Genomic DNA, 21,326 nt, shown 5'->3' with positions numbered 1-21,326 from the left:
CAGGAGGGTGTTCAGTTCTTTCGTCACGGTTTGATCTTGGACACCCTCCTCCCGGCCATCACACCGGCCTCCTTCACGTGATCTTCACGGAATCAATCATCTAGAGGGGTCTTTGTGCTCTCGATGGCACAACCTTCGGCGGTGACCGGAACGGTCCTCGATACCGCATCGTCGAAGGTGACGCACCACCGGAACCGTCGCGTGGGAAAGGATGACCGGGACGTGACCACGAGGATCCGCGAGACCCGCCGCCGCCCCGGCTCGCAGGTCGGCGCCGCCCTGACACCGGTATCCGCCGAAGTCGAGAAGCTGCCCAGAGCCACGGCGGAACCCTCGGCGGACGCCTCGCCGCTCGACGGTGTCCTGACCGCCGTTCGGGAACTCGGCGACGCGGCCCCCACCGCCCCGCGACGCCGCCGCTATCGCCTTCCACGCTGGACCACGCGGGATCGGCGCGTCCAGCGACTGCGTGGCTGGCTCAGCGGCGTGCCCGGCTGACCGGACACCGCACCCGTCACACCGGGCGCCACCGGCCGATGTCGGCCTCCATCGGCACGGTCCGGGTCAGCGACGAGCGGATCTTCAACTCTGTCGCCCGGTCCCGGCCGCGGGTTCCGCGTGGGGCGTAGGGATAGAAGGAGCCGCGCTCCCGGCGGTAGACCATGGTCAGCCTCGGATGGCGCATATCCCGCGACTCGGCGAAGTCGACCGTCGTGTGGAGCAACCAGGACGCGAAACCGGTTTGAGCCAGCCTCTCGTTGACATCGACAAGGTCGTCGAGGAGCCAGCCCAGATCCCCGTTCTCCCGCCAGCAGCGCACGATCGTCCGCCCGTGCGCGTCATGGGTGACCACGTTGCGGCGTGCGGAATCCCCGGCGAGACCGGCGATGATCTCCGCCTCCGTCCCCGCGCCCGGACGACCTTCGGCGACGAAGCAGACCGTCCCCGACCCTGTCGGCGCCAGCCCGTACCCGGACCGCAGCGTCACTACCGCCGACCTCAGCTCCAGCAACGGAAGCAGGCTCGACCGTACCGAACGACTCTTCCCCAGCAGGCTTCCCAGCAGCGCCATGACCTCACGCATCCTTTCCCTCTGCGTGAAGCCTTTCCGATTACGCTCTCATACCCTAGAGCCGCACGGTCGCGCGTTCTCCGCGACAAGTCCCCGGTTCCGGTGACCAACGGCCCTACCGGCAATCGCCGGTCTTCATCCGGCAGTCGTCACCGGCTCCGGGGCCGAAGCAGTCTTTCGCTGTCCAGCGTGCCTTCCACGACCTCGTGCGCGACCTCCGTCAGCTTTCTGTTCGAACTGCGGGCAAAGGCCCGCAGGCGATGAAAAGCAGTGGTGACGTCGATGGCGGCACGCGCGGCGAGCATGCCCTTCGCCTGCTCGATGACGACCCTGCTGTCGAGAGCCGTCTGCAACTGCTCCGAAAGCAGTCGGTAGTGGTGCAATTCCCGCTGCTGCAGGAGACACAGGGTCGCGACGTCGGCGAGTGCCTGACCCAGGCGGCGGTCTTCGGCGCTCAAAACCACGGTTTCGGCACTGAGGAAGGCTATCGAACCGACGGTCTCATCCATGGCGCGCAACGGAAGCGCGGAAACCGCGAGGTAGCCTTGTCCGACCACTCTGGCGACGTAACCGGGCCAGCGCCGGACCTCGGCGGAAAGGTCGCGGACGACGACGTCGCTCCCGGTTTCGAACGACTCGAGCGCCGGTCCTTCCTCGACCACAGCGGGATGGCGTTCAAGTTTCAACCCAGGCAGGAAGACTTCCATCGAATCGATCGGCAGCAGCCGCACGCATTCGCTGGACAACGTGTCCACGACCCGATCCGGCCCCAGGTCCTCCGTCACACTCGCGGTCAAACTCGCGAATGCCGCACAGACCGCGGTTTCCCTGTCCACCTCTGCGGCGATCTCCTCGCGCCAGCTGTTCACCAGAGCGATTCTGGCCCGCACCAAGGCACCCGGCAACGGCCAGATGGTGGATCCTGCGCAAGATCGGTCACGGGCCGTTATCCCGACGGGATGACGATCGCGGAGATCTTCACTGCCGCCGCAACGAAATCGGTGGCATGGTATTCGCCCGCAGTGCGCCTTCGTCCATAGTGGACTCGCCGATCCCCGCCTTGCCGATCCTGTTCGCGACGACGGCTCCGGGATCGTCGAGCACATCGGCCCTTCCGCTCAGGAAAGCCCACTCGTGCTCGTCCGAACCGTAGTAGAGCACGGTTCCGAACGACTCGGTGAACCGGCGCCAAGACGCGATCAGCGTCTGGTTGCGCCACAGCGTCGGACAACCCGCCTGACAGCCGACGACTCCCCCTTCGGAGAGCAGAGCCGTGCACCGGGCGAGGAAGTCCGCACCGTACAGCCGGTTGTGCTGTGCCGCCGGATCGTCGTTCTCGTCCGGCAGGTCGATCACGACCACGTCGTAGGAGTCCCCGCGTTCCCGCGCCTCGGCGAGGAACTCCCAGCCGTCGCGATAATGGACCCGGACCTTCCCTTCACCGCGCTCGGCGCGGGCCAGGTCGTCGAGCGTGTAGCCGTAGGGAAGGTACTCGGCGCAGACCCGCACAGCTTCGGCGTCGATGTCGACGTGATCGACCACCTCGGCGCCCGCGGCGACCGCGAGCTCGGAGGCGACCCCTTCGCTGGAGCCGATGATCAGCACCCGCTCGACGCGTTCAGCGAGCAGTAGCGACGGGAGCATCAGCGCTTCGTGGTAGACGAGCTGGCTCAGCTCGGTGCTCTGCCGTTCGTCGTCACAGAACAGGGAGATCCCCTGCTCGGTCCGTCCGATGAGGACGTTCTGGAACGCGGTACGTCCCTCGAAGAGGACCTCCTCGACGGCCCAGTTCCGGGTGAGCCCCGTGCCCATCGGCTCGACGATCACTCGTGGCGCCATCAGTTCTCTCCTCGTCTCACAGTGGACATCCGGACGGTGCCGGCGCCCAGCATCTTCGCCAGCAGCGCGACCGCCTGTTCCGGATCGGCCCGGTCCCCGCAGGTGAACACGTCCACGAACACTGAACCGATTTCCGGATAGGTGTGCACCGACGCGTGCGATTCGGCCAGCAGCGCGAGCACGGTGACCCCTTGCGGGGCGAAGGAATGCGACACGACTTCGCAAATTGTCGCCCCCGCCTCGGTCACCGCGTCGGCGAGAGTCTTCTTCAGGAGCTCGGCGTCGTCGAGCAGCGACGGCTCGATCCCCTCGAACTCCGCGAGTACGTGGCGGCCGGCGAACCGGCCGACGAGTGGTTCTTCACCCGGCATCGGCGAACCTCCCCACACAATAGGTGCGCAACGGCTCGATCCCGTTGAAAGCGACGGACGAATAGCTGGCGGTGTAGGCCCCGGTGCCCGGGATGTCCAGCCGGTCGCCCGCCCGCAACGACATCGGCAGCGCGCACGGCGTCCGCTGGTACAACACGTCGTCACCATCGCAGGTCGGCCCCGCGAGGACCACCGGCCCTTCCGGACCTTTGACGCCGACGGCCTCCAGCCGATACGCGACAGCTTCGTTCTCGCACTCCGCCATCCCGTTGTATCTGCCGACGTCGAGATAGACCCAGCGGCGTTCGTCTGCGGCGGCGCGAGTAGTCACCAGGACGACTTCGGTCCGGATGAGCCCGGCGTCGGCGACGATCACGCGGCCGGGCTCCAGCAGCAGCTCCGGTCCCGGCAGGTGCTCTTCGAGGGCGGCGTGGATCACCGCCGCGTAATCCGGCAGTGACGGCACGGATTCACGGTGCTCGGTGGCGAACCCACCACCGATGTTGAGCCGCTCCAGGCCGACGCCCGCGCCGGCGGCGACCTTGGCCGCGGTCGCGATCCCGATCTCCCAGGCCGCCGGGTCCGGCTGCTGCGAACCGACGTGGAAGGCGATTCCGGGCCGCAGCCCGGCTTCCACGGCCTGGCGCAGCAGCGTGGCGGCCACCGCCGGTTCGCAGCCGAACTTGTGGCCGAACGGCGTCACCGAGTCCGGGCCGCCGGTCAGCAAACGGACCGAGACCAGCGAACCGGGCGCGTGCTCGGCCAGGTTCGCCAGATCACCGGCGGAATCCGTGGTGAACTCACGGACCCCGCGCGCATACGCGAACGCGACGTCCTCGGGTTTCTTGATCGTGTTGCCGTAGGCCAGCTCCGCCGCCCGCGCGCCACGGGACAGGCACAGCGCGATCTCGGCCGTGCCGGCCACGTCGAACCCCGCTCCCGCCGACAGCACCGCGTCGAGCACCTCGGGAGCGGGATTCGCCTTGACCGCGTACCTGATCAGCGCGTCCGGGAACGCCGCCGACACCGCGGCCGCCCGCTCCGCCACCAGGTCGGTGTCCACGACCAGGCAAGGGGTCGGCGGCTCACGGTCCGCCAAGAAAGCACGGATCCGGTTCAGGCTTTCGGTCACACGCCCCAGGGTGTCAAAGGCCGATCACCGGTACGGAACCCGGGGTCACGCCCGGGCGTCGTCCGAGGCCTGCTCAGGCAGGTCCACCCCGTGCTCGGCGGCCAGTCGCTCCAGGTTGGCCAGATCGGCGCCGACGGCCGAGGCGCGATCGTCGTCCGAGTCACGCCTGGCGATCAGGACGTCTTCCCTGGCCTGCCGTACCCGGTCCCGCAGATTCACCGCGAACTCGCTCATCGTGCACCCCCGATCTCCCGCACCTTGTCTGCTTTCACCCTAAGACCCTCCGAATCGGTCACCGACGTGATCTGCGTCATCACGGGTTCGTTCGTGTCGGTTCGTTCGTGTCGGAGTGAAGCAGTATGACGGCAGGACCCGGATTTCGCAGATCAGCGGAGCCCGGCTTTTTCACCGGACTCCGGCACGCCCACCCGACGGCCGATCACCGCGAGCGGGACGAGGGCGCACAAACCGCCCGCGACGGCGACCAGAACGTAGCCACCCAGGCCGAACAACTGCCCGGCGAGCAGGCTCGCCACCGCGGAAGTCCCCCACACGAAAGCGTCGACAGTGCCCTGCGCTCTCCCGCGCTGAGCGGGCGGGAGATCGCGGCTGAGCATGCCGCTGCCGCCGACGAACACCAGGTTCCAGCCGTAGCCCAGCAGGAACATCGCGAGCGGGATTCCCACGTGATGCGAATCGGGGGCGCCGATCGCGGTGACCGCCGCGACGGTGAGCGTGCCGATCCCGCCGAAGATGGTCGCGCGGCCGCCCCAGCGGTCGGTGATCCAGCCGGACAACGGCGCCAGCGCGAACATCCCGATCAGATGGGCGCTCAGCACCCAGCCGACGACGTCGAGCCCCTGACCGTGCTCGTGCAGCTGGACCGGGGTCATCGTCATCACCGCCACCATGGCCAGCTGCGCGCCGACCATCGCCACCAGCGGCCCGAGGATCACCGGGTTCCGCACGGACATCCGCTCACTCCTCGGTGCCCTCTCCGCCGGGGCGGCGAGGCCCCGCGGCAGGGCTGCGACGGCGATCACGGCGATGGCCACCACGATCGCCCCCGCCGCGATCGGACCGGACAGGGCGGGCAGTTCGGCGGCTTCCGCCAGCGCCGCGGCGGGCGCGATCAGCGCGGGTCCCGCGACCGCGCCGACGGTCCCCGCCCAGACCATTGTGGACAGTGCGAAACCCTTGCGATGCTCGGGCGCCAAGTCGGCCGCCGTGTACCGCGAGAGCTGTGCCCCGCTGTTGCCGAAGCCGATCAAGGGCATCCCCGCCACCAGCGCGAGCACGGAATCGCCGAGCACCCCGGCGAACGAGATCACCGCGCCCACCACCGCCGCGCCGTACATCAGGACCAGGACGAGCCGCCTGCCGTAGCGGGCGGCCAGCGTTCCCGACGACAGCGAACCCACGGCCGAGCCGAGTACCAGCACGGCGTTCGGCAGCCCGCTCCACGCGGGGCCGGCGTGCTCGACCACGATCAACGCCGCCGTGGTGGACAGGCCGACGACCGCGGTACTGAGGCAGGCGACGCCCGTGAAGAGCGCGAACATCGGTTTCATGATTCAAACCTAGGGTTTTCCGGCGCCCCGGCGAATAGGCTGACGAAGGCCTCGCGGGGGTGCGAGGCGCATCATGAAAGGAATCCGGGCTCGATGACCTTACGATCGGAAAGAGCGCTGGACGACCTCGACTGGAGGCTCGTCGAAACGCTCCAGAACGACGGACGACTCTCGTTCAAGGAGCTGGGCCGCCGGGTGAACCTCTCCGCCCCGGCGGTCGCCGAACGGGTCCGGCGGCTGGAGGAGGCGGGCGTCATCACCGGCTACCGCGCCCAGGTCGACGCGCGTCGCGCCGGGTACGGCCTGCAGGCGTTCGTCGAGATGCGGTGCTCGCTCGGCAGCTGTCTGCTGCGCACCAGCAAGTCCGAGGACTACCCCGAGGTGGTCGAACTGCACCGGCTCAGCGGCGACCGCTGCACCATGCTGAAGGTGCGGGCCGTGTCGCTCGAACATCTCGAAGGCCTCTTCGAACGGCTGGGCAAACACGGCGAGATCAGGTCGTCGGTGGTGCTGTCGACCCAGTACGAGGGCAGGCCGGTCGGGCCGCCGGTCGAGGACTACCTGAAGGCCACCAAGAGCGAGGGCTGGAGCGTCTGAATACTGGTCTCCATGAGTTTGCTCTTCGTCGACGGGTGGTTCGGTCCCGAACCCGGGGACTGGCAATCCGTGTGGTGTGACCGATACCCGGGTTCGAAACGCTTCGAGCAGGACGATTGGGACGAGCCCGTCCGCGAAGACTGGGTCGCCAGACTGGACGAGGCACTCGCGGAGACCGCCGAACCGCCCGTCCTCGTCGCGCACAGCCTCGGCTGCCTGACCGTGCTGCACTGGCTCGCCGGCGGTGGAGACCGGCCCGTGCGCGGCGCGCTGTTCGTGACCCCCTCCGATGTCGAGGAGAACCGGGAAGAGGCGCTGGCCGGATTCGCGCCGATCCCCCGCCTCACCCTTCCCTTCCCCGCGGTCGTGGCCGCGAGCAGCACCGACCGGTGGATGACCCCGGCCCGCGCCCGCTCCTTCAGCGAAAGCTGGGGCGCGCGGCTGATCGACGCCGGCCCCGTCGGGCACCTCACCGGAGCCCACGGGCCCTGGCCCGAAGGCGAGAAGCTGCTCGCTCCCCTGCTCTAGGGCGGTGCAGGTGGTCGTGAGTGGTAAGTGAGGTTAGAACGACACTTGCCACTCACGACCGAGGTCGTCACCGGTCAGGAATCGAGAAGCCACGGCGGCCCGGATTCACCTAGCGTGATCATCGTCGCGGACGTACCGCACGAACGAAGAGGACGAGCGGCTCGAAGCTGGTTAGATCGAGCCCGGTGAGGCTGACGGACCGTACACGCGGCCCACATCAGGATGGAGACATGATGCGCAAGACCACCAGGCCGCAGCCGCCCGAGGAACACCCCGCCGACAGCCATGACCTGATCCGCGTCCTGGGTGCGAACGAGAACAACCTCAAGAACGTCGCCGTAGAGCTGCCGAAGCGCCGGCTGACGGTGTTCACCGGCGTTTCCGGGTCGGGCAAGAGCTCGCTGGTCTTCGACACGATCGCGGCCGAGTCGCAGCGGTTGATCAACGAGACGTACAGCACCTTCGTGCAGGGCTTCATGCCGACACTGGCCCGGCCCGAGGTCGACGTGCTCGACGGCCTGACCACCGCGATCATCGTCGACCAGCAGCGGATGGGCGCAGACCCCCGCTCAACGGTCGGCACCGCCACCGACGCCCACGCGATGCTGCGCATCCTCTTCAGCCGCATCGGCAAGCCGCACATCGGTTCGCCGCAGGCCTTCTCCTTCAATGTCGCCTCGATCTCCGGCGCGGGCGCCGTGACCACGGAGAAGGCCGGGCGGACCACGAAGGAACGCCGCGAGTTCAGCGTCACCGGCGGGATGTGCTCCCGCTGCGAAGGCCGGGGCAAGGTCAACGACATCGACCTCACCGCGCTGTACGACGACACCAAATCCCTCAACGAGGGCGCGCTGTCGGTCCCCGGGTTCTCCATGGAGGGCTGGTTCGGCCGCATCCTCCGCGGCTGCGGCTTCTTCGACCCCGACAAGCCGATCAAGAAGTACACCAAGCGGCAGCTGGACGACCTGCTCTACAAGGAGCCGGTCAAGCTCAAGATCGACGGCATCAACCTGACCTACTCGGGGCTGCTCCCCACGATCCAGAAGTCGTTCCTGTCCAAGGACAGGGAGGCGATGCAGCCGCACATCCGCGCTTTCGTGGACCGGGCGGTCACGTTCACCGTCTGCCCCGAATGCGACGGCAGCCGCCTCAGCGAGCTCGCGCGGTCTTCGAAGATCAAGCGGGTCAACATCGCCGACGCGTGCTCGATGCAGATCAGCGACCTCGCTGACTGGGTCCGCGGGCTCAAGGAGCCGTCGGTGGCGCCGCTGCTGGAGAAGCTGCTGCACACGCTCGACTCCTTCGTGGACATCGGCCTCGGCTACCTCTCCCTGGACCGGCCGTCCGGCACGCTTTCGGGTGGTGAGGCGCAGCGCACGAAGATGATCCGGCACCTCGGCTCTTCGCTCACCGACGTCACCTACGTCTTCGACGAGCCCACCATCGGCCTGCACCCGCACGACATCCAGCGGATGAACAACCTGCTCCAGCAGTTGCGCGACAAGGGCAACACGGTACTGGTCGTGGAGCACAAGCCGGAGACGATCGCAATTGCCGACCACGTCGTCGACCTCGGCCCCGGCGCGGGCACCGCAGGCGGGACGATCTGCTTCGAGGGCACCGTCGAAGGCCTGCGCACGAGCGACACCAGCACCGGCAGGCACCTCGACGACCGGGCGTCGCTCAAGGACAGCGTCCGCAAGCCGACCGGCAAACTGGAGATCCGAGGCGCGGACCGCCACAACCTCCGGAAGGTGAACGTCGACGTCCCCCTCGGCGTCCTCTGCGTCGTCACCGGCGTCGCCGGCTCCGGCAAGAGCTCGCTGATCCACGGCTCGATCCCCGCCGCGGAAGGCGTGGTCTCGGTCGACCAGACGCCCATCCGCGGCTCGCGGCGGAGCAACCCCGCCACCTACACCGGCCTGCTCGAACCGATCCGCAAGGCCTTCGCCAAGGCCAACGGCGTGAAGCCCGCGCTGTTCAGCGCCAACTCCGAGGGCGCCTGCCCGAACTGCAACGGCGCGGGCGTCATCTACACCGACCTCGGCATCATGGCGGGTACGTCGACCACCTGCGAAGAGTGCGACGGCAAACGGTTCCAGGCCTCGGTGCTGGAGTACACCTTCGGCGGCAAGAACATCAGCGAGGCACTCGCGATGCCGGTGTCCGAAGCGGTGGAGTTCTTCTCCGAGGGTGAGGGGCGCATCCCCGCCGCGGCCGCGATCCTCGGCAGGCTCAACGACGTCGGCCTCGGCTACCTCAGCCTCGGCCAGCCGCTCACCACCCTCTCCGGCGGTGAACGGCAGCGGCTGAAACTAGCGACGCACATGGGCGACAAGGGCGGCGTCTACGTCCTCGACGAGCCGACCACCGGTCTGCACCTCGCCGACGTCGAGAACCTGCTCGGCCTGCTGGACCGGCTCGTCGACGCGGGCAAGTCCGTGATCGTGATCGAGCACCACCAGGCGGTCATGGCGCACGCCGACTGGATCATCGACCTCGGCCCCGGCGCCGGTCACGACGGCGGCAAGGTCGTCTTCGAGGGCACGCCTTCCGATCTCGTCGCGACCGGTTCGACGCTGACCGGCGAGCACCTGGCGGCCTACGTCGGCAAGTGACGCCTTGACGCCCCGCATCTAGTCCTCTGAATGCGGGGCGTCACTCGCCCTCGGCATCGAGACCGTCCCGGTCCGCCCACTCCAGCAGGGCGTCGAGCGAGTAGGCCGTGTCGTCGATGCCCGCGTGCAGGTCGCCGAGTTCGGCGAACCGCGCGGGCACGGTGGCGATGGTGCATTCACGGGGCTCGACGTCGTCGAGCTCGTCCCATCTGATCGGCGTCGAGACGACGGCTTCGGGTACTCCGCGCACCGAGTAGGCGCTCGCGATCGTGTGGTCGCGAGCGTTCTGGTTGTAGTCCACGAACAGCTTCGAGGGGTCGCGGTCCTTGCGCCACCAGGTGGTGGTGACCTCGTCGGGCATCCGGCGCTCGACCTCGCGGGCGAAGGCGAGCGCCGCCCGGCGGACCTCCTGGAAACCCCATCGTGGCTCGATCCGGACGTAGACGTGCAGACCGGCGCCGCCGGAGGTCTTCGGCCAGCCGACGATGCCGAGTTCGTCCAGGATCTCGTGGACGGTGTGGGCGACCTTCCGCACGGTGGAGAACGGGCAGTCGGGCATCGGGTCGAGGTCGATCCGCCATTCGTCGGGGCGTTCGGTGTCGGCGCGGCGGGAGTTCCAGGGGTGGAACTCGACGGTCGACATCTGCACCGCCCAGATCACGTCGGCGGGATGCGTGACGCACAGTTCGTGGGCGTGCCTGCCGGAGGGGAAGTCGACGCGGACGGTCTGAAGCCAGTCCGGGGCGCCGTTCGGGACCCGTTTCTGGTGGACCTTCTCCCCCGCGACCCCGGACGGGAACCGGTGCAGCATGCACGGCCGCTCCCGCAGCGCCCGCACGATCCCGTCGCCGACGGCGAGGTAGTACCGGACGAGATCGAGTTTCGTCTCACCCCGCGCCGGGAAGTAGACCCGATCCGGGCTGGAGACGCGCACCGTCCGGTCGCCGACCTCGATCTCCACCGCCGCGCTTTTCGCCATACACGGAAACTAGCCCGAAAGTGACCGGCCCGCGTCCGATCGATCCTGTCAGGATGGCGGCATGGCACAACGGACCCGCGCGGACGCCCTGACGCGCGAGCGCATCGTCGAGGCCGCCGTCGAACTGCTCGACGCGGACGGCGAGAGCGGGCTGACCTTCCGGACGCTGACCGAACGCCTCTCCACCGGCCCCGGCGCGATCTACTGGCATGTGGCGAACAAGGGCGAACTGCTCGACGCCGCGACCGCGTCCGTCATCGGCGGCGCCCTGGCCGTCGAGGTCACGGGGACGCCCCAGGACGAGATCCGAGCCATCGCGCTCGGCCTCTTCGACGCGGTCGAGCGGCATCCGTGGCTTCCCCCGCAACTCGCCGTCCAGCTCTCCCGCAGTCCGTGGAGCTCGGTGACGCCGCGGATCTTCGAAAGCATCGGGCAACGGGTCAGCGTGCTGGGCGTCCCCGAGTCCACTTGGTTCACCGCGACGTCAGCGCTGGTGCACTACGTTTTCGGTGCGGCGGGCCAGAACGCCGCGAACGCCCGCGTGCTCGCGCGAGGCGTGGACCGCGCCGACCTCCTCGACGCCGCCGCGAACGCGTGGGAAGAACTCGATCCCGGCGATCACCCGTTCCTGCGGGCCATCGCCGGCCAGGTGCGGGGGCACGACGACCGGGAGCAGTTCCTCACCGGGATCGACCTGATCCTCACCGGGATCACCGGCGCCGCGCCTTGTGGATCGACGCGACCGTGATGGCGAAGACCACGCCCAGGAAGGTCAGGTCCATCGCGGGCACCCAGCGCACGTCGCCGCCCTTGAGCACGTACGCGCCGACAGGCCGCGCGGCGAGCATGAAGCCGCCGCCCTCACCTTCCTTGCCCTGTTCGGTGCCGTGCCCGCCGCCTCCGCCGCCGATGACGCTCGCGGCCGGGATCACCACGACGCCGTCCTTCTCGACGGGCTCGCCGTAGACGCGCCTGACGGTCAGGTTGTCCCGCATGACGCCGACGATCTTTTCGAGTCCCATTCAGGCCCCCAGCCTGTCCAGTTCCAACGCGATCGCGCCCCGCAGGAGGCCCCGCGCCCGGTCCAGGTCCATCGAACCAGAAAGCCACCGCTCGCTGAGTCCTTCGACCAGGCTGGTGAGCCGTTCCGCGGCGTCCTCCGCCTCGACTCCGGCGCTGTCGACACTCCGGATCACGTCGGCGACCTCGTCCACCCAGATCCGGGTCGCCGCTGCCAGCGGTTCCCTCAGTTCGGGGGTGAAGACGGCGCTGGCCCGCAACTCGCCCCAGACGGTGCTGTTCTCCCGCACCGCCTGGGTTTCCTGGAACTCCCCGAACAGCATCAGTTCCAGCTCGGCGCGGGGATCCGCCGCATCGGCGGAGGCCTCTTCGGTGTACGCCGCGGCGCGATCGCTGACGAATTCCAGTGTCTTCCGGAGCAGCCCGGTGCGGTTGGTGAAGTGGTAGTAGATCAGCGATGTCGAGATCCCGGCCTCGGCCGCGATCTTCTCGACCCGCAGGCCCCGTACACCACTGCGTGCGATCACCCGCACGGCCGCTTCCAAGATCTTCTGCTGACGTTCGAACACGAGTGCTCACCCTAGCGGTCTGATCCTGACTGAATTTTCAGTCAGGATGCTATCGTGTCGTCATCGGTTCAGCCAAGGAGTGCACAGTGTTCGATTCGTCCCTTCCCCGTCGCACGATCCTGCGTGCCCTGACCGCGGTCGGCGCCGTCGCCGTCGGGAGCGCGGCGTGTTCCGATCCGGGAGGAAATCCCGCCGCGCCGGCGGCCGGTTCGCCGGAGCCCGCCGCGGCGGGAGTTCGCAGGCTGGGCGCCGAATGGGAAAGCCACGCACGGACGTATCTGTCCTGGCCGGCGTCGAAGTCCATCTGGGCGGAGGATCTGCCCGCCGTCCGCGAGGAGATCGCCGGCCTGGCCAAGGCGATCGCCGGGTACGAACCGGTGGTGCTCCTCGCCCGGCCCGAGCACGCCGAAACCGCTCAGCAGGCGTGCGGCGACACCGTCGAGGTCGTCCCGATCCCGGTCGACGACCTGTGGGCGCGTGACACCGTGCCGGTGTTCGTCGAAGAGGCGGGCAAGGTCGCGGGCGTCGACTTCAACTTCAACGGCTGGGGCAACAAGCAGAAGCCGCACGACAAGGACAACGCCGTCGCGCGGTCCGTCCTGGGCAAGTACGGCCTGGCCCGCACCGAAACCTGGATCACCGCCGAGGGCGGTTCGTTCGAGACCGACGGCGCCGGCACGCTGATGGTCACCGAAAGCTCACTGGTCAACGACAACCGCAACAAGGGCAAGAGCCGCCAGGAGATCGAAGACGAGCTGAAGAAGGTGCTCGGCGTCCGGAAGGTCATCTGGTTCGCGGGTGTGCGCGGCGAGGACATCACCGACGCCCACGTCGACTGCCTGGCCCGGTTCACCGCGCCCGGCGTCGTGCTCCTGGACAAGGCCGCGCCCGGCACCCCGCCGGACTCGTGGTCCCGCGCGGCCGATCAGGCGAGGTCGGTGCTCGCGAGCGCCACCGACGCCGACGGCAAACCCTTCAAGGTGATCGACCTCGTCCAGCCGGATCCGGACAAGGTCGAAGGCTACGGCGACGACAGTGTGATCTCGTACGCCAACTTCTACGTCGCGAACAAGTCGGTCTTCGTGCCGAAGTTCGGCGACGCGGAGGCGGACGAGCGCGCGCAGCAGACCCTGCGCGAGCAGTTCTCCGGCCGCGAGATCGTGCCGGTGAAGATCTCGACCATCGCCTCGGGCGGCGGCGGGATCCACTGCTCGACGCACGACCAGCCGGGTCAGCCTTCCTGAGGCAGCACCGACATCACTTCGGACACCGGGCGCAAATGCTGCTCCAGCAACCGTGAGGCCTCTTTCGCGTCATGGTCGTCCAGCGCGGCGACCAGCTCCCGGTGTTCGTCGTTGATCACCGTCAGCCTTTCCGGGCGCGCTTCCAGCGCGCGGACCGTGACCCGCTGCTGCCGCGAACGGAGCGTGTCGTACAGCTCGGTCAGGACGGTGTTGCCCGCGGCGTTCACGATCGCGCGATGGAAGCGCCGGTCCAGGCCCGAAACGGCGAACCAGTCGCTTTCGGCACCGGCGCGCACCATCGCTTCGATGAGTTCCGTCATTTCGGCGGGAGCGCCTGCCCGGTTCGCGCAGAGCGTCGCGATGGCGTGGCCTTCGATCAGCCGCCTGCTCTGGTAGACCTCTTCCAATTCCCTGGCGGTGACCGTGCGCACCTGGGCGCCCTTGCGAGGCAAGAGACTGATGAACCGCTCGGCGGCCAGCCGGTGGAACGCCTCGCGCACCGGCGTCCTGGAGACCCCGACGACACCGGAGACCCACATTTCGTCGAGGAAACGGCCGCCTTCCAGCTCACCTGAGATGATTCCGTCGCGCAGCCACGTGTAGACCCGCTCGCGCGCCGGGCCGCCCCCTTCGGCGGTCACAGTCATCTCGTTCCCCCTCTATGCCGTTACTTTCCGCGACTGAGCCTACACCTGGACCAGCCAAGTATCCATCATGTATACAAGACTTCCACTGATTGGAAGGGGTCCCATGGTGCACGTCGCGGTGGCGCAGTTCGCGCCCGGCAACGACAAAGAGGCCAACCTCGCCCGCGTCGCCTCTCTCGTCGGCGAGGCGGCCGAGCGCGGTGCGCGGGTGGTCGTGCTCCCCGAGTACTCGCTGTTCACCGTACCGACGATGAGCCGGGAATTCGTGACCTCGGCGGAAGAACTCGACGGACCGTTCGTCACGGAACTGCGCGGTCTCGCGAAGGACCGCCAGATCACCGTCGTCGCGGGCATCAACGAAGCGCTCCCCGGCGGCGAGCGGATCTCGAACACGCTCGTCGCCGCCGGTCCCGACGGGGCCATCGCCGCGCTCTACCGCAAGCTGCACCTGTACGACGCCTTCGGTTTCCGCGAATCGGAGCTGGTCCGGCCCGGCGACATCGAAGCCCCGGAGACGTTCGAGGTCGACGGGATCACCTTCGGCCTCCAGACCTGCTACGACCTGCGGTTCCCGGAGGTCACCCGCCGCCTGGTCGACGCGGGCGCCGACGCGGTGGTGCTGCCCGCCGAATGGATGCCCGGCCCGCTCAAGGAGGACCACTGGACCACGCTGGTCCGGGCGCGGGCGATCGAGAACACGATCTATCTCTTAGCGGCGGGACAAGCGGCTCCGGCGGGCTCGGGGCACAGCATGATCGTCGACCCGATGGGTGTCGTCGTGGCCTCGCTCGGTGAGCGTACGGGCACCGCGACCGGCGAGGTCTCCGCCGAGCGGATCTCCGAGGTGCGCGCCAAGAACCCGGCCCTGCGGCTGCGCCGGTTCGCCGTCACCCCGAAGTCCTGAGTATCTTCTGAACCGGAGGTCCGTTCGTGAAGACACGCCCTCGGGCGTGGTGACGCGGCTTCCGTTCGCCTGGGTGCCGGGTGGCCGCCCGGCACCCAGGCTCTTACGTCACGGCACCAGCAGTCCCCAGTGGACGGCCCACGGCACGAACAGCACGGCTCCGGCCAGCAGCAGCCCGACCCTGACTCCGCCCTGTTCCTTTCTGCGCCACCACCAAACCGCCGTGACCACCCCAGCGGCGAAGACGCCGACAGCGATCAGCTGCAACGCCAACCACGGCAACGTCCGTCCGAAAAGGACCGGGCCCGGCGCCATCGCCGCACCCGTCGTCAGCACGACGTAGTAGACGAGGAATCCCGCCGTAGCAGCCAACCCTGTCGACGCCAGCCAGCGTGCCGGCCGGGCGAGCGGCACATCTTCGCGCCGTCGGAACAACGCTGTCACCGGATAGGCCGCGAACGCCAGCAACGCCAGCGCCCACACGCCGATCTGCAGCCACGGCGCCTCGTACCAGGCGAGCGGCGCCAGGGCGACACTCTCGCTCGCCTGCACCGGTGGCGGGTCGGCGGACGGCCGGACCGGCCCGTCCTTCAGGCCGTTCACCCAGGTCCCGACGAGGTCGAGGTAGCCGGGAGCGAAGCCGTCGAGCTTGTCGAAACCGTCCGTGGTCCGCCGAAGCCCGTGCTGCGCCCGCGGGAACACCTTCAGTGTGTACTGCCGGTTCCCTGTCCGCTCCAGCGTTTCCCGGAATATCCGGACGGCCTCACCGGGTGGGGTCAGCCGGTCCAGCTCACCCCACAGCCCGAGCACCGGCTGCCGCAGCTTCTCCAGTACCGGCACCGGGTCGTACCCGGCCTCCGGGAACGCACCGGCGCCCGCGAGGGTCCGCATGTTCGTCGACGCCACCATGTCCACCATCGAGCCGGTGACCCCGCCGTGCCGCAGGTAGGTCTCGAAAGCCCACGACTGCTGACGGTCGGGTGAGACCCCATTGGCCCCGACGGTGACCGCGAAAGCGACGTCCTTCGACTTCGACGCCGCCAACGGCGCGACCCAGCCCCCTTCGCTCAGGCCCCACACCCCGACGCGGGCCGGATCGACCCCCGGACGCGAGCGCAGCGCCTGGACCGCGGCGAGCGCGTCGTCGGCCAGCACCGAGTAGTCCCGCTCGAACAGCGAATAGCCTTCGGTCCGCTTGTCGTAGATCAGGGTCGCGATCCCCGCCTTGGCGAACGCTTCGGCCTCGGCGCGGTAGTCGTCCCTGTCGTGTTCGCCCGAGCCGTGCACCATGACGATCCCCGGCACCGGGCCGCCGCCTTCCGGCGCGACCACGGTTCCGTGCAAGGTCAGGCCGTGGCTGGTGAACGAGACGTCGCCCGCCGGGGCGGCGGCGGGCACCGGCGACGACACCGCCACCACCGCCGCCGCGAACAGTGCCGCGATCATCGCCTGCTCACCCGGACCACCTCGAGCGACGGCGACGCGAGGATGTCCTTCTCGCAGTACCGTTCGGTGACCCACCGCTTGCGCGAGTACAGCTCCGTCTGGTCGCTGTGGTGCGCGGACTTCGGGTTCGCGGACTGGGAGTAGGTCAGCAGCGTCGTCGTGTCCGGGCAGCCGGTGCCGGTGAACGCGACGACATGCAGGTACGTCCCGCCGTGCACGATCTCGGTGTACCCACGGGCCGGATCCCAAGGCCCGCCAAGGGAGTCGTAGACCCCACGCCCGGCGGTCCCGCCGCCCAGCGGGATCTTCCGGCCGTCACGGACGACGTAGTGATTGTCACCGTAGGGCGCGCCGAGCGGGATGTTCGCCGCTTTCAGCTCCGCGACCGCGCCGGAAAGCGCCTTGCGGATCGCCGCGTTCCCGGTGTCGAGGGTGTTCGGGGTGTTGACCGGATCCTTGACGTCGAAAGGAACCTTCCACATCTCCGGCCCCATCCGGTCCACTGTGGACCAGAACCGGTCGAACAGCAGCGCACCCCGGCTCTCGGCGTCGGAACGCCCGTCCCAGCTCGCCAGCGCCGCGCACACCGCGTCCATTCCCGGCATCGTGCGGCACATCCCGACGACGTCGTCCCGGACGAGTTCGGCGGCGTGGTCCCGATGCGAGAACATCAGGTCTCGCATCGCCTGCCCGGTGAAGCCGCCTTTCCTCAGCTGATCGCCGATCTCGGCGAAGCCCCCGCGTGTCCGCATGTTCTGCTCGTACCGGACCGGGCCCACGATGCGAGGGAAGCCGGTCTTCGGCGCGGCCGGATTGAACAGCCAGTAGCTGCCGTTCGAGTTCGCCAGATAGTCGTCCCTGCTCAGGGTCGGCAGGTTGGTCGGGCCGAAGACACCGGGCCGCAGCGCGTCACGGTCGCGGCCCCACGCGCAGGCCGTCCTGGAACCGTCGAGCACCGCGATCCCGTCGGCGTCGAACAGTTCCTTGCCCAGCGGCGTGTTGCAGCGCGCCGCCTTCTCGTCGGTGACGTGCGGGACTCCGTGGATCTGGCTGTACTCCACCTTCCCGCGATCGTCGGTGGCGAGGATGTTCATCCACGGCAGTCCCTGTGTCCTGCGGACCGCGCCGATCATCTCCCCCGCCGTCCGGCCGCGGGCGATCTCGAACATCGAGTTCGTCATCGCGAGGTTCCCGGCGTTGGCGTCCGCGATCGCGAAGGCGCTCGACGCCGTCCACGGCAGTTCCCGTTGCCCGAGCCGGGTCGTCACCGGCCCGTACCTCGTCGTCCACTGTGAACGTACGACGCGTTCCAGGGAGCCGTCCGCCTTGCGCGACAGGACACTCACGTCGCCGCGCCGCATCGGCTCGGGCTTCCCGTCGACCAGGTACGTCGTCGGCGAGCCGGGCACGAGCTTCAGTTCGAACAGCGTGTACGTGCGGGTGGTGTCGGTGGCCGTGCCGCTCCAGGCGGCGGTTTCGTTGTGCCCCAGCCACATCATCGGGATGCCGGGGATGCCGGCGCCGCTGACGTTCAGCTTGCCCGGCAGGCTCAGCTGCGACTGCCACAGCCTGGTCCCGCTCAGCTGCCACGGCAGATGCGGATTGGCCAGCGAGACACCTCGCCCGTTCGCCGAGGCGGCCGAGCCGATCGCGATCGCGTTGCTGCCGATCCCACTCTGACCGGTCATCTGCTCATGGCCGGCCCCCGCGGGCGGCGCGCCCGGCAGGGACGCGGTGATCGAGTCCGCGACGCCGCCCTGCCCGAAGATCATCCCGACCGCGTGGCTGTGCCGGTAGACGTCGAGTTCGGTGATCGGCTTCAGCCAGCCGGCGCCCCGGCACGCCGGGTCGGTGATCTCGCCGGTGCGCAGGTACTTGTTCAGGCCCTCGACGTACCCGCGGATCAGTTCGCGGACCTCGCGATACGGTCCACGTGGCGCGGGTTCCGCGGCGAGGCGTTCGACCACGCCGCTTTCGTTGAGGCCTTGGAAATACAGGTCACTGGCGAGGTTCGTGCTCGCCTGGCTCACCCCGCTCGTCGGCGGCGCGTCCGGGCCGAGCCAGCGGGAACGCTCGGCACGGGTCGTGACAGCGACGTCCTCGATCGCGCAGAGGTTGTCCTTTGCCGCGGCGTATCCCTGCCCGAAGCCCAGGTTCACCCAGTCGTTCGCGACGATATGCGGGATGCCGTACTCGGTGTAGCGGATGGTGGCACCCGCACTGGATGCCCCTTCCGGCGGTTGCGCGGCCGTCGCGGTCCCCGCCGCGAGCAGGCTCGCCGAGGCGCCGATGGCCGCGATTCTCTTCCAGAGCAGCATGCTGCTCCCCCTTTGTGTGGAGTTGCCGTTCGTGAAGACACGCCGTCCGGCGTGGTGACGCGATCCGGTGGTCGAGTGGCCGCTCTCCCACCGTGCTTTTTCAGGTCCCCTCCTTCACTCTCCGTCCGGATCCGGGAACGCCGTCCAGCGCACGAACACCTTCCGCGCGTCCGGGCCGGGTTCCGGCCGCCAGTAGCGGCGCAGCAGGTCCAGGTACTCCTCCCAGAACTGCTTGAGTTCCTCGAGGTTCACGTGCACGGCGCCGCGCGAGAACACCAGCGCGTCTCCCCATTCGCCCAGTTCGTCGCGACGCCGCAGGAAGCGCGCCATCTGCTCCAGGTCCTCGGTGAACGCGGCACGATGGGCCTCGCCGAACACCGCGCGCATCTCTTCGCTCTGCTCGCTGTGCCGTGGCCAGCGGATGTCTCGATGCCGGGCGCGCCACCAGCGTTCCTTGCCGTGCGCGAGTTCCGGCGCCTCGTCGACGAAGTCGTACTTCGCCAGTTCTCGCAGGTGATAGCTGGTCGCGCCCGAACTCTCCCCCAGTTCCTTGGCCAGCTTCGTCGCCGTCGCGGGTTCCCTGCCCAGCGACTCCATGATCCGCCTGCGCAGCGGATGCATCATCGCCTTCAACACGGCGGGATCGGTGATCTCTTCGGGTGACGGCGGACCGGTCATGTCACCAAGGTAGCCGTGCAAAGGAGATTGTGCAAAGAACTCTTTGCACGTGATCCGGACCGCGTTCCCGAAGTGCCGGAGGATTGTGCTGGCGTTTCGGTGAACTCAGCGTGAAATTGACAACTTCGCTACGAAGGTCTTGTGCCGGGCGGACGAAAACTCGACAGGTTCGCGGATTTTTCGTTGCGTCCTCCCCCGAATTCGGTTGTATCGGATAGTTTTGCCCGGAGTCGACCTTGCGGGGAGAAAACATGCCGAAGCACCGCCCTCGACAGACGGACAGGTTGTCCGCCCGGCACCGGACGGCCTTCGCGCTCGCCGGTGGCGCGCTCGCCGTCCTGCCCGCGGTCACCGCGTCGGCGGGTCCCGATGCGCCCATCGCGGCACCGAAGCCGTCCGTACCGCAGAACCAGGCGGCGGCCTGGCAGCCACCGGTAGGCACGGTCCCGGAGATCGCCGTCGACGGCAGCCTCCCCGAGCCACCCAATCCGGACCCGCTGACCGTCCCCGGCGGCACCGGCAACTCCGGTGGCTCGTTCGCCCCCTCGGGCGCGCTCGGCATCCCGGCGAGCATGATGAAGGCGTACAAGAACGCGGCCGACATCCTCGCGAAGGAACTGCCTGGCTGTCACATCGACTGGGCGCTGATCGCCAGTATCGGCCGGATCGAGTCGAACCACGCACGCGGCGGATATGTCGACGCGAAGGGCAACACCCTCGAACCGATCCTCGGCCCGCAGCTCAACGGAGCCGGCCCGTTCGCCGCGATCCCGGACACCGACGGCGGCAAGTACGACGGCGACACCGTGTGGGACCGCGCCGTCGGCCCGACGCAGTTCATCCCGTCCACGTGGAAGGGCTACGCCTCCGACGGCAACGGCGACGGCGAGTCGAACCCGAACAACATCTACGACGCGACGCTGGGCTCGGGCCGCTACCTCTGCTCCGGCGGCGTCGACCTGACGTCCGAGCAGACCCAGCGCGTGGCCGTGTACCGGTACAACCACTCGCTGTCCTATGTGGACACCGTGATCCGCTGGGCGGTCTCCTACCGCGGCGGTGTCGCGACGTTCCCGGACAGCCAGGTCCCGGTCGGCGCGCCCGACTCCTCGAACGTCGCCGCCGACACGCCCGGCGGCCAGCTCCCGGTCCCGACGCTGCCCGGCACTCCCGCGCCCGGTACGACCACGCCGCCGCCGACCCCGTTGCCCGGCACGTCGTTCCCGCCGAGCAGCAGCACCCCTCCGAGCAGCAGCTCGCCCTCGAAGCCGACGAGCACACCACCGCCGTCGACCCCTCCCTCGTCGACGCCGCCTTCGAGCACTCCCCCGTCCTCGACGCCTCCGCCGTCCAGCACGTCTTCGGCGCCGCCGTCCTCGACCCCTGCGGGGAACACCGGCGAGACGACCCCGACCAGCTCCACCTCGACCAAGCCCTGACCGCTGCCCCGTAAACCTTGTCAGTGGCTACGACTATTGGGCCAAAAGGCAAAGGTGTCTTGTCGGTTGGGCGAAGGGGGCTTTCGGCGCATTGCATGCGGGGAAGGTTCCCTTCGCGTCCCGGCCCGCTGGGTTCCGATGTCCTGAAGGGCCCCTTTAAGACGTTCAACGTCCTGAAGGGGCCCTTCAGGACATGACGTCGAGTCCACCGAACCCCAGATGCCCCCGATGTGGCATTGGGGACACTCACCTTGGATCCACCGGCGTGTTTGTTGGATGGTCTTGATGGTGTTTGTTGATCATGTGTTTGGTGGGTGGGTGTGGTGGATCACCGGTCGTCGCATCCGGTGTGTC

22 protein-coding genes are annotated in these 21,326 nt (G+C 68.6%); 8 read left to right on the top strand and 14 right to left on the bottom strand.

Annotation, left to right across the window (positions count from 1 at the left end; all coding sequences use genetic code 11):
• Window positions 1–222 precede the first annotated feature (222 nt).
• Window positions 223–498, top strand: coding sequence for a hypothetical protein (locus ACFOSH_RS38670; protein WP_378245792.1), 276 nt, complete (start codon window positions 223–225; stop codon window positions 496–498).
• A gap of 16 nt (window positions 499–514) precedes the next feature.
• Here the strand turns inward: ACFOSH_RS38670 and pspAB are convergent, their stop codons facing one another.
• The 7 genes from pspAB to ACFOSH_RS38635 form a co-directional block, all read right to left on the bottom strand.
• The gene (gene pspAB, locus ACFOSH_RS38665) at window positions 515–1,072 is read right to left on the bottom strand and encodes a PspA-associated protein PspAB (RefSeq protein ID WP_378245790.1); all 558 of its coding nucleotides are present in this window, start codon (window positions 1,070–1,072) and stop codon (window positions 515–517) included.
• Between the two features lie 149 nt (window positions 1,073–1,221).
• Window positions 1,222–1,803 (bottom strand): GAF and ANTAR domain-containing protein, encoded by a 582-nt coding sequence (locus ACFOSH_RS38660; RefSeq protein ID WP_378245788.1) that lies wholly within the window; start codon window positions 1,801–1,803, stop codon window positions 1,222–1,224.
• Between the two features lie 247 nt (window positions 1,804–2,050).
• Entirely contained in the window at window positions 2,051–2,911 is an 861-nt protein-coding gene (locus ACFOSH_RS38655) for a spermidine synthase (protein ID WP_378245786.1), read from the bottom strand.
• On the bottom strand, window positions 2,911–3,282 hold the full coding sequence (speD, locus tag ACFOSH_RS38650) for an adenosylmethionine decarboxylase (RefSeq protein ID WP_378245784.1): 372 nt from the start codon (window positions 3,280–3,282) through the stop codon (window positions 2,911–2,913). Before speD ends, ACFOSH_RS38655 begins: the two co-directional genes overlap by 1 nt.
• Entirely contained in the window at window positions 3,272–4,414 is a 1,143-nt protein-coding gene (locus ACFOSH_RS38645; protein ID WP_378245782.1) for a type III PLP-dependent enzyme, read from the bottom strand. Before ACFOSH_RS38645 ends, speD begins: the two co-directional genes overlap by 11 nt.
• A 45-nt stretch (window positions 4,415–4,459) precedes the next feature.
• Window positions 4,460–4,648, bottom strand: coding sequence for a hypothetical protein (locus tag ACFOSH_RS38640; protein ID WP_378245780.1), 189 nt, complete (start codon window positions 4,646–4,648; stop codon window positions 4,460–4,462).
• Window positions 4,649–4,800: 152 nt separating this feature from the next.
• Window positions 4,801–5,985, bottom strand: coding sequence for an MFS transporter (locus tag ACFOSH_RS38635; protein ID WP_378245778.1), 1,185 nt, complete (start codon window positions 5,983–5,985; stop codon window positions 4,801–4,803).
• Between the two features lie 93 nt (window positions 5,986–6,078).
• Here ACFOSH_RS38635 and ACFOSH_RS38630 point away from each other — a divergent pair, with 93 nt between their 5' ends.
• From ACFOSH_RS38630 to ACFOSH_RS38620, 3 genes are all read left to right on the top strand, one after another.
• Window positions 6,079–6,582 (top strand): Lrp/AsnC family transcriptional regulator, encoded by a 504-nt coding sequence (locus tag ACFOSH_RS38630; RefSeq protein WP_378245776.1) that lies wholly within the window; start codon window positions 6,079–6,081, stop codon window positions 6,580–6,582.
• A gap of 12 nt (window positions 6,583–6,594) precedes the next feature.
• The gene (locus ACFOSH_RS38625; protein ID WP_378245774.1) at window positions 6,595–7,110 is read left to right on the top strand and encodes an RBBP9/YdeN family alpha/beta hydrolase; all 516 of its coding nucleotides are present in this window, start codon (window positions 6,595–6,597) and stop codon (window positions 7,108–7,110) included.
• A gap of 233 nt (window positions 7,111–7,343) precedes the next feature.
• A complete protein-coding gene (locus ACFOSH_RS38620; RefSeq protein ID WP_378245794.1) occupies window positions 7,344–9,728 on the top strand; it encodes an ATP-binding cassette domain-containing protein in 2,385 nt (794 codons plus the stop codon).
• A 40-nt stretch (window positions 9,729–9,768) separates the two neighbouring features.
• Here ACFOSH_RS38620 and ligD read toward each other — a convergent pair whose 3' ends face one another.
• Complete coding sequence (gene ligD / locus ACFOSH_RS38615) at window positions 9,769–10,707, bottom strand: non-homologous end-joining DNA ligase (RefSeq protein ID WP_378245773.1); 939 nt, start codon at window positions 10,705–10,707, stop codon at window positions 9,769–9,771.
• 61 nt (window positions 10,708–10,768) lie between these two features.
• Between ligD and ACFOSH_RS38610 the strand changes: the two genes are divergently transcribed.
• Window positions 10,769–11,455 (top strand): TetR/AcrR family transcriptional regulator, encoded by a 687-nt coding sequence (locus ACFOSH_RS38610; RefSeq protein ID WP_378245771.1) that lies wholly within the window; start codon window positions 10,769–10,771, stop codon window positions 11,453–11,455.
• On the opposite strand, the gene ACFOSH_RS38605 is transcribed toward ACFOSH_RS38610, so the two are convergent.
• Together ACFOSH_RS38605 and ACFOSH_RS38600 are read right to left on the bottom strand one after the other, a co-directional pair.
• Window positions 11,418–11,729, bottom strand: coding sequence for a sporulation protein (locus ACFOSH_RS38605; protein ID WP_378245769.1), 312 nt, complete (start codon window positions 11,727–11,729; stop codon window positions 11,418–11,420). The two genes, ACFOSH_RS38610 and ACFOSH_RS38605, sit on opposite strands and share 38 nt — an antisense overlap.
• Window positions 11,730–12,296 carry a TetR/AcrR family transcriptional regulator gene (locus ACFOSH_RS38600; protein WP_378245767.1) on the bottom strand — a complete coding sequence of 189 codons (567 nt, stop codon included), beginning with the start codon at window positions 12,294–12,296 and terminating at the stop codon, window positions 11,730–11,732.
• An 86-nt stretch (window positions 12,297–12,382) separates the two neighbouring features.
• Here ACFOSH_RS38600 and ACFOSH_RS38595 point away from each other — a divergent pair, with 86 nt between their 5' ends.
• Window positions 12,383–13,540, top strand: a complete 1,158-nt coding sequence (locus ACFOSH_RS38595) for an agmatine deiminase family protein (RefSeq protein WP_378245765.1) — start codon at window positions 12,383–12,385, stop codon at window positions 13,538–13,540.
• Here the strand turns inward: ACFOSH_RS38595 and ACFOSH_RS38590 are convergent.
• Window positions 13,528–14,187, bottom strand: coding sequence for a GntR family transcriptional regulator (locus tag ACFOSH_RS38590; protein WP_378245763.1), 660 nt, complete (start codon window positions 14,185–14,187; stop codon window positions 13,528–13,530). The two genes, ACFOSH_RS38595 and ACFOSH_RS38590, sit on opposite strands and share 13 nt — an antisense overlap.
• A 103-nt stretch (window positions 14,188–14,290) precedes the next feature.
• On the opposite strand from ACFOSH_RS38590, the gene ACFOSH_RS38585 reads away from it, so the two are divergent.
• The gene (locus tag ACFOSH_RS38585; protein ID WP_378245761.1) at window positions 14,291–15,091 is read left to right on the top strand and encodes a carbon-nitrogen hydrolase family protein; all 801 of its coding nucleotides are present in this window, start codon (window positions 14,291–14,293) and stop codon (window positions 15,089–15,091) included.
• 108 nt (window positions 15,092–15,199) lie between these two features.
• Here the strand turns inward: ACFOSH_RS38585 and ACFOSH_RS38580 are convergent, their stop codons facing one another.
• From ACFOSH_RS38580 to ACFOSH_RS38570, 3 genes are all read right to left on the bottom strand, one after another.
• Entirely contained in the window at window positions 15,200–16,537 is a 1,338-nt protein-coding gene (locus tag ACFOSH_RS38580) for an alpha/beta hydrolase family protein (protein ID WP_378245759.1), read from the bottom strand.
• The gene (locus ACFOSH_RS38575; protein ID WP_378245757.1) at window positions 16,534–18,855 is read right to left on the bottom strand and encodes a penicillin acylase family protein; all 2,322 of its coding nucleotides are present in this window, start codon (window positions 18,853–18,855) and stop codon (window positions 16,534–16,536) included. Before ACFOSH_RS38575 ends, ACFOSH_RS38580 begins: the two co-directional genes overlap by 4 nt.
• A 114-nt stretch (window positions 18,856–18,969) precedes the next feature.
• Entirely contained in the window at window positions 18,970–19,533 is a 564-nt protein-coding gene (locus ACFOSH_RS38570) for an ArsR/SmtB family transcription factor (RefSeq protein ID WP_378245755.1), read from the bottom strand.
• A 251-nt stretch (window positions 19,534–19,784) separates the two neighbouring features.
• Between ACFOSH_RS38570 and ACFOSH_RS38565 the strand changes: the two genes are divergently transcribed.
• Window positions 19,785–20,972 carry a lytic transglycosylase domain-containing protein gene (locus ACFOSH_RS38565; RefSeq protein ID WP_378245753.1) on the top strand — a complete coding sequence of 396 codons (1,188 nt, stop codon included), beginning with the start codon at window positions 19,785–19,787 and terminating at the stop codon, window positions 20,970–20,972.
• Window positions 20,973–21,326 lie beyond the last annotated feature (354 nt).

It is taken from the genome of Amycolatopsis speibonae (assembly GCF_042647925.1).
Taxonomy (GTDB): Bacteria; Actinomycetota; Actinomycetes; order Mycobacteriales; family Pseudonocardiaceae; genus Amycolatopsis; species Amycolatopsis speibonae.
Note: the sequence above shows the minus strand (reverse complement) of the source record. Positions and strands in the feature narration are given on the sequence as shown.

Bases quoted from the DNA above. Each gene is read 5' to 3' on its own strand.
- ACFOSH_RS38570 (WP_378245755.1), bottom strand. From the start codon at position 19,533: ATGACCGGTCCGCCGTCACCCGAAGAGATCACCGATCCCGCCGTGTTG.
- ACFOSH_RS38620 (WP_378245794.1), top strand. From the start codon at position 7,344: ATGCGCAAGACCACCAGGCCGCAGCCGCCCGAGGAACACCCCGCCGAC.
- ACFOSH_RS38565 (WP_378245753.1), top strand. From the start codon at position 19,785: ATGCCGAAGCACCGCCCTCGACAGACGGACAGGTTGTCCGCCCGGCAC.
- ACFOSH_RS38605 (WP_378245769.1), bottom strand. From the start codon at position 11,729: ATGGGACTCGAAAAGATCGTCGGCGTCATGCGGGACAACCTGACCGTC.
- ACFOSH_RS38625 (WP_378245774.1), top strand. From the start codon at position 6,595: ATGAGTTTGCTCTTCGTCGACGGGTGGTTCGGTCCCGAACCCGGGGAC.
- pspAB (WP_378245790.1), bottom strand. From the start codon at position 1,072: ATGGCGCTGCTGGGAAGCCTGCTGGGGAAGAGTCGTTCGGTACGGTCG.
- ACFOSH_RS38580 (WP_378245759.1), bottom strand. From the start codon at position 16,537: ATGATCGCGGCACTGTTCGCGGCGGCGGTGGTGGCGGTGTCGTCGCCG.
- speD (WP_378245784.1), bottom strand. From the start codon at position 3,282: ATGCCGGGTGAAGAACCACTCGTCGGCCGGTTCGCCGGCCGCCACGTA.
- ligD (WP_378245773.1), bottom strand. From the start codon at position 10,707: ATGGCGAAAAGCGCGGCGGTGGAGATCGAGGTCGGCGACCGGACGGTG.
- ACFOSH_RS38635 (WP_378245778.1), bottom strand. From the start codon at position 5,985: ATGAAACCGATGTTCGCGCTCTTCACGGGCGTCGCCTGCCTCAGTACC.
- ACFOSH_RS38640 (WP_378245780.1), bottom strand. From the start codon at position 4,648: ATGAGCGAGTTCGCGGTGAATCTGCGGGACCGGGTACGGCAGGCCAGG.
- ACFOSH_RS38610 (WP_378245771.1), top strand. From the start codon at position 10,769: ATGGCACAACGGACCCGCGCGGACGCCCTGACGCGCGAGCGCATCGTC.
- ACFOSH_RS38655 (WP_378245786.1), bottom strand. From the start codon at position 2,911: ATGGCGCCACGAGTGATCGTCGAGCCGATGGGCACGGGGCTCACCCGG.
- ACFOSH_RS38590 (WP_378245763.1), bottom strand. From the start codon at position 14,187: ATGACTGTGACCGCCGAAGGGGGCGGCCCGGCGCGCGAGCGGGTCTAC.
- ACFOSH_RS38575 (WP_378245757.1), bottom strand. From the start codon at position 18,855: ATGCTGCTCTGGAAGAGAATCGCGGCCATCGGCGCCTCGGCGAGCCTG.
- ACFOSH_RS38585 (WP_378245761.1), top strand. From the start codon at position 14,291: ATGGTGCACGTCGCGGTGGCGCAGTTCGCGCCCGGCAACGACAAAGAG.
- ACFOSH_RS38630 (WP_378245776.1), top strand. From the start codon at position 6,079: ATGACCTTACGATCGGAAAGAGCGCTGGACGACCTCGACTGGAGGCTC.